This is a genomic window from Lyngbya sp. CCY1209, from assembly GCF_055795065.1.
Window position 1 is genome coordinate 1 of the sequence record NZ_JAYFER010000607.1, and the last position, 7603, is coordinate 7603.

Below are 7603 nucleotides of genomic sequence, written 5' to 3' on the forward strand. Positions count from 1 at the left end.
ACACCAGACACTCCAGGACACAGAGTGCGATCGCTATCTTTTCCCATCCCCACCCCAATCGCAACCCGTTCGGAGTGGCAACAAATATCCATCCCCAACCCTCCCTAAATTTCCCATAACTTCCCTTGACAAATTCCTCGACTTGACCTATTCTTAAATCATGGGAGAATGTGCCGCCCGATAGACACCCCATCCGGCGAAGGATTTCACCGCAGCACAGAAAAGCCCCGACTATAAATAGCAAGACGCCATCAACGTACATTCCCAAACCAAGCGGGGTTGGACGTAGGTGAGGAGATGCCGTCGTGCCCGTTCGAGATGTTGGAGTAGGGCGGGGACGGTTTGCCAATTTTCGGCGCGGTTTTGGTACTGCAGCCAGTAGCAGTGCTGGAGATAGTCCACCAGCCACAATTGTGCGGGGTTGTCGAGCGATCGCGCAATTTCCGCCGCCAATTCCAAAGCCTCCCGCAAATTTCGGGGTTGCCGCCGGACTTTTTCGAGCAATTCGGTGGGGATGGTCTGCAATTGTTCCCAGCAGACCATCGCCTGTCCCGGGCTCCCCTGAGCCATCGCCATCACCTCGGAATGGGAGCAAATTTCGCCGCAGTGGTTGCGCGTCAAAACCTCCGCCATGTCCGTTTCAGACAAACGATAAAAGGGGATTTTCGCACAGCGGGAAATCAGGGTGGACAGCAAAGAATCGACGCCGGGGGCGATCAAAATTAAAGTCGCCCGTCCCGGTTCTTCCAACGTTTTTAACAGGCCGTTTGCCGCCGCCTCCGCCATCGTTTCCGCCCCCTCCAACACCACCACCGATCGCATCGCTTCCAGGGAGGGACGGCCGAGAAATTGACCGATTTCCCGAACTTGGTCGAGGCGAATTTGCGGGGGGGCGCGGCGTTTCAACTTCGCCTCTTCGGCTTCGGTCGCGGTGAGGAGTTTTCCCTGGTGCAAATAAGTCGGTTCCACCCACAATAAATCGGGATGGTTTCTCATGTTTACCCGGTGCTTGAGGGATGGGCGATAGTCTTCCGGATTTCCTGTTCCCCCCGTCCGCCGTTCTTGCAGCAGCAATTCCACAAAACAGGTGGCAGCCAACCTGCGTCCGATGCCGGGACTCCCGACGAATAAATAGGCGGGGGCGATCTGATTCAGGGCGATCGCCCGAGTCAGAAGTTCTACGGCTTGGGGCTGTCCGACTAAGGGAGAAAATGGGTCGGTCATTTTAATTCACAATTAATCATTAAAAATTAATCAATTATTTTCCATTTTATCAAATATTGGGTTAAAATGGTTTGGATGTCTCGGGTGACGCGATCGCGGTCTGCATTGCCCGAGACGCGGACGATGCGGTGGGGGTGGGTGCGGGCGAGGTGGGCGAATCCTTCCCGGACTCGGCGGTGAAATTCCAAGTCCGCCCGTTCGATGCGATCGCCGTTTCCCCGGACTTGGACGCGGTTGAGTCCGGCCTCTACGGGGACGTCCAACCACAGGGTCAGGTCGGGTTCGAGCCCCCCCGTGGCGATGCGGTTGAGAGCGTCAATTTCACCCAAATCCAAGCCCCGGCCGTAGCCCTGGTAGGCGACGGTGGAATCGGTGAAGCGATCGCATAAAATCATATTACCCCGTGCCAGGTGCGGTTTGAGAAGTCCCCCGACGTGCTCAGCGCGGTCGGCGGCGTACAACAGCAATTCGGCGCGATCGCTCAGGAGAGCTTTTTCGTCGCAGTGAAGCAGCAATTCTCGCAAATGTTGGCCAAGTCGGGTCCCCCCCGGTTCTCGCGTCACGACAATTTCCAGCCCGTCCGAACCCAATTTTTCCCGCAACCAGCCCTCAATTGCCCGAATTTGTGTGGTTTTTCCGCAGCCTTCAATGCCTTCAAATACAATCAATTTTCCGCGCATTTGTTTGGACTTTTCCATTCCGTTTCCTTGTTGGCGATCGCAATTTTTTCCTTAGATGTGCTGACCCGGGTCGTTTCGCTGCAAATTTCAGTAGCTTTTCGGGGGGTCAGTGCGATCGACCCCAAGTCAATTTTAGCGCCGATGGGGTCAAAAAAGAGTTTTGGATGACTGAATTCACTGAATTTCACTGTAAAATAGATCGGGGTTTGGGAGATTGAGTCTGTGGCGGTGCGGGACATCCCATCCTCGGCGGTTCGACCGCAGTCCAACGCCCCCTTCAGCACGACTGAGGGCGATTGTCAATTTTCATCAATTTGGAGTGAATTATGGCTCGCTACACCGGGTTTTTTGTAATGGCCGTGGAGATTGAATATGTGCGGGAAATCTTGATTGAAATGCTGGAAGCCTGCAATATTGAGATTACCTATCAAACCCCGAGTTCCCTGATCGGCCGGGAGGCGATCGGTCAAGCTTCGATCGCCAAACTGGTGACGGCGGAGGTGGTATTTGACACCGCCACCTCTACGGAAAACGAGACGAAAATGACCCTGATGATTAAAAATGAGGAATTGCCCCTCAAACTCAACAACCACTGCCATCAGATGTTCGAGTTGATCAGCCAAATGATCGTCGATTGTCGGCAGTGGGATTTGCTCGAAAGTATCGCCCTTTAGGCGATAAACTCGTCAAGATTACGGGTAATATTGTACCGCGCAAATAATTGGATGATTGTAGCATCTCCATCCGCGAAAGTACGGCGGCAGTCGGGTTCCGAATCCCGATCTTAATTGAACTCCGACTGAGAGATCATTTTTAAGGCGATATCTGCTCAAAATTTATTCAACTTGTCGATCAGGTGTTCCCCGGAAAATAAGTCGATCCCCAAAGCCGATTTGAGCAAGTACAGCAATAGAAATAAAACCGACGTGATCAGCAGGTTCAAACCGACCAACAGGACGATCGCCGCGATCGCATTTCCGACCTGAGTCGCCCTCGCCGGGAGGTAAGAACGGACCCCGCGACGGCGTTCTTTACCGACAAATAAAACCACATAAAAGCGACCCAAAATCAGATCAACAGTAAACCTCAAATCGACAACTTTGGGGGAAGGTTTGGGAATGGCATCCCGCAAAAGCCGCTCGATCGCCTGCCGCTGTCGGGCATCGAAACTGTGCAAAATCTCGGCATCCATCCCTTGCAAATAATCCTCCGGCGTTCTCAACCGATAGTCGGACGAGTTGATGGTTTCTGGCCGCTGCGATCGCTCTGTCACTGCCCCGGTATCTCCTTTTATAATAGCCGAATATTGCCGATCAATAAATCATTTCCATCAGGGAAACCAACCGAGGTAAAAAATTAAACACCCCAAACCGAAGCCGGAGGCGGGAATTCCCAACAAAAAATAAAAGTGGCGTTCCGGCTTCAAACCGAACCGTTCCAGGAGACGCGGCCCCCACGCCAACCCCATCACCAAAGCGATCGCGAACCCCCACAATCCTATCAAAATCATCGCCCACAGCGACGCATTCCGCATCGGCAAATCCGGCAGCCAAACAGTCGGCCAGGTCTTGAGAACCGCCCCCACGAACATCACGGACACTACCCAAGCATTCGCCACAATAATCGCCTCGGTACCCGCCTTCGCCAAATGCAGCGTCATTCCCAACATCCCCAACCACACGAAGCCAGGCGCCTCAAATGCGGCCAGAAACCAACCGGCGAGGGTATATCCCACAAATAAGGCGATCGCGTAGATCCAAAAGCGGCGATCGGTGTAAAATTGACGGTTCACGGCGAGAATCCAACCATCGGGATTTTAACATTTTCACAGAAGATGTTATAGTTATAACACCCGACGGAAGAAACGCCAAAACGAGCCGAATTTGCAGCCGACCAATCCGAAAATGGAAGCCAACCAAGATTTGACCCTCACCTGTCCGATCCCCATTCAAAATTATCCCCACGTCCTGCTGGCCCACGGCGGTGGCGGACGGTTGATGCACCAGTTGATCGACCAAATGTTTCGTCCCGCCTTCGGCACGGCGACGGAAATTCCCCACGACGCGACCACCCTGACTTTACCCGGTCAAAAAATTGCCATGACGACGGATTCTTACGTCGTCAATCCGCTATTTTTTCCGGGGGGAGATATCGGCTCGATGGCGATTTACGGGACGGTGAACGACCTGGCAATGGCGGGCGCCCGCCCCCTCTATCTCAGCGTCGGTTTTATCCTGGAAGAAGGGTTGCCGATGACGACACTTTGGCGGATCATTCAAGCCATGCAAATGGCGGCAAAACGAGCCGGCGTTAAAATCGTCACCGGCGATACAAAAGTCGTCGATCGCGGCAAGGGTGACGGCATTTTTATCAACACCTCCGGAGTCGGAATCATCGAACATCCCCTCGCCATTTCTCCAACGTCCGTACAGTCCGGAGATGCCGTTTTGGTGAGCGGCGACCTCGGACGCCACGGCATCGCCATCATGGCAGTGCGGGAGGGGTTGGAATTTGAAACCACCATCGAGAGCGATTCGGCCCCCGTCGCGGACGTAGTTTTGGAGTTGTTAAATGCGGGAGTGGACATTCACTGCCTGCGGGATTTGACCCGAGGGGGGTTGGCGAGTGCGTTGAATGAAATTGCCACCGCCACCGACCTGAAAATCGCCATCGACGAGAATAAAATACCCGTCCGGGAAGACGTGGGGGGCGCCTGCGAAATCCTCGGATTCGACCCCCTTTATGTCGCCAACGAGGGGCGATTCGTCGCCTTTATCCCCGAAAAAGATCGGGAGAAAAGTTTAGCGATTTTACAACAAAAAGAATCGAGTGCCTGCGCGATCGGAACGGTGGGCGATCGCACCGGGGCACGGGTGACGATGCGGAGTAAAATCGGCGCCACCCGCATCATCGACCTGCTGAGTGGAGAACAGTTGCCCCGCATTTGTTAGGGTATAGGGTGTAGGGTGGAGAGTTTTCCGGTTTCCTCCCAACCTCCCCATCCCCGTCACCCTCGACAAGCGGTTTGGATATCTAACCGGATTTTATATTAAGTGAGAATATTAAATTCCCTCAATGCCGGGATAAAATTCGCATTTTCGTGGCTGGAACGGCTGAGTTTGATCAAGGCGAAGCGTTGCAGCGGGGTCAGGTGTTTCCACTGTTCGGGGGAGATTTCCGTCTCGGTTTCCGCCGCTTTTTGCAGCACCGCTTCCGGGATGCGATCGCCATTTTGCCAGGGCGGATTGTCCTCGACGGGCAGATCTTTGAGGGGGATGTCGGTGTACCGCGCGGCAAAATCTTGCAGCAAATTGCGATAGGCATCAATTTCTTCCCCCGTCTCCGCCGGTTCCTCCACCAACCGCCGGCGGACCTCGAGATCGAACTGATTCCAGTGGGCCAATTTCAGCTTCACGCCGCAGGTGTCCAACTTGTAGCGAACCGCCATCGGAATACACCGCAAGGAGGACACGAAATCATCTTCAAACTTAAATAATTGACTCATTTTTTAATTTTAGATTGTCGGGGCGCAAGCCAGGCACCCTAATTTTAGATTCCTTGCTTCGGGAGGAGTGAGAAGTTAGAAATTTATTTCTACTCCCCACTCCCTATTCTATCACGCCCGGGGCAACGTAAAATAAAAAGTGCTCCCTTCGCCCGTCCGACTTTCGACCCATATTTTTCCCTCGTGTTGGTGGACGATATTTTGACAGATGGACAGGCCTAAACCCGTCCCGCCTTTTTTGCGACTGTCGGACATATCCACCTGTTGGAACCGCTCGAAAATCAGTTTTTGTTTATCTGCCGGAATCCCGCATCCCCAATCCCGGACGACAAAGAGAACGTCTGTTTCCCGAAGTTGGGCACTCACTTTCACCTCAGAATCGGGTTCAGAAAACTTGATGGCATTGCCGATCAAATTGGTCAACGTTTGCACGATCGCATCGTGGGCCGCCCACACTTTTTCCTCGACAGCGTGGCTGACAACCGCCACCTTTTCTTGGCTGGCGAGGGGTTCCATCACCGCCACAGATTGGGCGATCAAATCCGCGACATTGCAGCTTTCTTTGACCAATACGACTTGTCCGGACTCCAGCCGTTGCAAGTCCAAAATATCGTTGACCAAGCGCACCAGGCGGACGGTTTCCTGGGTGGCAATTTCCAACATCTTTTTTTTTTGTTCGAGTTGATTGTCGTACAGTCCGGAAGAGAGCAACAGCAGCGACCCCTGGATGGACGTGAGGGGAGTGCGGAGTTCGTGGCTGACGGTGGAAATGAAGTCATCTTTCATCTGTTCGATCGCCTTCCGTGAGCTGATATCCACAATTTGGGCGATCGTATAGAGGACTTGACCGGGAGTTTCCATAATCGTCGCGTTGAACAGTCCCCAAATTGACCGGCCATTTTTAGTCATAAAACGCTGCTCGATTTGATAGGAAGACAATTCCCCGAAACACAATTTTTTCAAAACGTCGGAAGTCAGACGGCGGTCCGTCGGATCGATGAGATCCTCGATCTCCATCGCCAGCAATTCCGACTCAGAATAACCCAACATCTGGCAGAGGGTATCATTCACTTCCAGCAGACCGCACAGGGGAGAAATGATCAGCAGTCCCGAAGCAATGGTATCGAAGACCGTCCGAAATTTTTGTTCGCTGTAGCGGAGGGCGGACTCCGCCTGTTTGCGGTCGTCGATATCCTGGTGCGTCCCCACCATCCGCAGCGGCTTTCCCGTCCCGTTCCACACCGCCTGTCCCCGGGCGAAAATCCACTTGTAACCCCCACTTTTGCAGCGGAGGCGATATTCGATCGCAAACTCAGAAATCCGGCGGTCGAGATAGGCGTCCAACTGTCGCAAAACCCGATCGCGATCGACCGGATGCAACAACCCTTTCCAAGTTTCAATTTTGGGGCAAAGCTCGTCCTTTTTATAACCCAACATCGTGCAATATTGGGCCGACATCAACAGGCATCCCGTCCCGATATTCCAGTCGAAAATACCGTCCCCCGTCCCCCGCATCATCAACTGCCACCGCTCTTCATGTTCGCGGAGGTGGTCGTTTTGGGCTTCGAGTTGCCGCTGCAATTCGGCGTGGGTGAGGTGCAGTTTCACCCGGGCGAGAACCTCTTGAGGTTGGTAAGGTTTGGTGAGATAGTCCACCCCCCCCGACTGAAAAGCCCGGACCTTGCATTCGGATTCATCCAAAGCACTGACAAAAATGATCGGCACGGAGGGGTTCGGATGCAGGGATTGGAGTTGGCAACCCAAGGTGTAGCCGTCGATATCCGGGAGTTTGATGTCGAGCATCACCAGGCCCGGTTTGCGGCTTTGAACGGATGCGATCGCCAATTTCCCCGTCTGGGCGACCCGCACCCGATACCCCGCATTCGAGAGCAGATTGACCAACAAATGCAGGTCGGAAAAATTATCTTCGACGACTAAAATTTCTGAATCTCGATGGGTCATCGGTCGGGGGGATCTTCCGGAAGGTGCGAGAGAAAAAAGCAATCTACGAGTTCGTGTAAGTAATCGGACAAAATGGACTTACAGACCCGAAAAGGAGGAATTCGACGGGAAAACCGAAACGAGCAGCAGCTCCACCAATCATTCCCGCCAGTCAATTTGACAAACTCCCCGCGAAGACAGCGACGGGGATTCTGGGGTCAAACAGTAAATGCAGGCTGAGCCTGACTGACTT

8 protein-coding genes are annotated in these 7603 nt (G+C 53.4%); 2 read left to right on the plus strand and 6 right to left on the minus strand.

Annotated features, from left to right (window positions below):
- Nucleotides 1-231: 231 nt before the first annotated feature.
- Nucleotides 232-1224, minus strand: a complete 993-nt coding sequence (locus tag AC0QHF_RS22765; protein ID WP_324706545.1) for a DNA polymerase III subunit delta' — start codon at nucleotides 1222-1224, stop codon at nucleotides 232-234.
- Between the two features lie 26 nt (nucleotides 1225-1250).
- Entirely contained in the window at nucleotides 1251-1904 is a 654-nt protein-coding gene (gene tmk / locus AC0QHF_RS22770) for a dTMP kinase (RefSeq protein WP_324706551.1), read from the minus strand.
- 326 nt (nucleotides 1905-2230) lie between these two features.
- On the opposite strand from tmk, the gene AC0QHF_RS22775 reads away from it, so the two are divergent.
- Nucleotides 2231-2578, plus strand: a complete 348-nt coding sequence (locus AC0QHF_RS22775; RefSeq protein ID WP_324706546.1) for a hypothetical protein — start codon at nucleotides 2231-2233, stop codon at nucleotides 2576-2578.
- A 155-nt stretch (nucleotides 2579-2733) separates the two neighbouring features.
- Here AC0QHF_RS22775 and AC0QHF_RS22780 read toward each other — a convergent pair whose 3' ends face one another.
- Complete coding sequence (locus tag AC0QHF_RS22780) at nucleotides 2734-3177, minus strand: hypothetical protein (protein WP_324706547.1); 444 nt, start codon at nucleotides 3175-3177, stop codon at nucleotides 2734-2736.
- 57 nt (nucleotides 3178-3234) lie between these two features.
- Complete coding sequence (locus tag AC0QHF_RS22785; protein ID WP_324706548.1) at nucleotides 3235-3696, minus strand: hypothetical protein; 462 nt, start codon at nucleotides 3694-3696, stop codon at nucleotides 3235-3237.
- A 112-nt stretch (nucleotides 3697-3808) separates the two neighbouring features.
- Here AC0QHF_RS22785 and hypE point away from each other — a divergent pair, with 112 nt between their 5' ends.
- The gene (gene hypE, locus AC0QHF_RS22790) at nucleotides 3809-4855 is read left to right on the plus strand and encodes a hydrogenase expression/formation protein HypE (protein ID WP_324706552.1); all 1047 of its coding nucleotides are present in this window, start codon (nucleotides 3809-3811) and stop codon (nucleotides 4853-4855) included.
- Between the two features lie 98 nt (nucleotides 4856-4953).
- Here hypE and AC0QHF_RS22795 read toward each other — a convergent pair whose 3' ends face one another.
- Together AC0QHF_RS22795 and AC0QHF_RS22800 are read right to left on the minus strand one after the other, a co-directional pair.
- Nucleotides 4954-5409 carry a nitrate reductase associated protein gene (locus tag AC0QHF_RS22795; RefSeq protein WP_324706549.1) on the minus strand — a complete coding sequence of 152 codons (456 nt, stop codon included), beginning with the start codon at nucleotides 5407-5409 and terminating at the stop codon, nucleotides 4954-4956.
- 111 nt (nucleotides 5410-5520) lie between these two features.
- Nucleotides 5521-7371: a PAS domain S-box protein gene (locus tag AC0QHF_RS22800; RefSeq protein WP_324706550.1), complete on the minus strand. Its 1851-nt coding sequence runs from the start codon at nucleotides 7369-7371 to the stop codon at nucleotides 5521-5523.
- Nucleotides 7372-7603 lie beyond the last annotated feature (232 nt).

Bases quoted from the DNA above. Each gene is read 5' to 3' on its own strand.
- AC0QHF_RS22765 (WP_324706545.1), bottom strand. From the start codon at position 1,224: ATGACCGACCCATTTTCTCCCTTAGTCGGACAGCCCCAAGCCGTAGAA.
- tmk (WP_324706551.1), bottom strand. From the start codon at position 1,904: ATGCGCGGAAAATTGATTGTATTTGAAGGCATTGAAGGCTGCGGAAAA.
- AC0QHF_RS22775 (WP_324706546.1), top strand. From the start codon at position 2,231: ATGGCTCGCTACACCGGGTTTTTTGTAATGGCCGTGGAGATTGAATAT.
- hypE (WP_324706552.1), top strand. From the start codon at position 3,809: ATGGAAGCCAACCAAGATTTGACCCTCACCTGTCCGATCCCCATTCAA.
- AC0QHF_RS22795 (WP_324706549.1), bottom strand. From the start codon at position 5,409: ATGAGTCAATTATTTAAGTTTGAAGATGATTTCGTGTCCTCCTTGCGG.
- AC0QHF_RS22800 (WP_324706550.1), bottom strand. From the start codon at position 7,371: ATGACCCATCGAGATTCAGAAATTTTAGTCGTCGAAGATAATTTTTCC.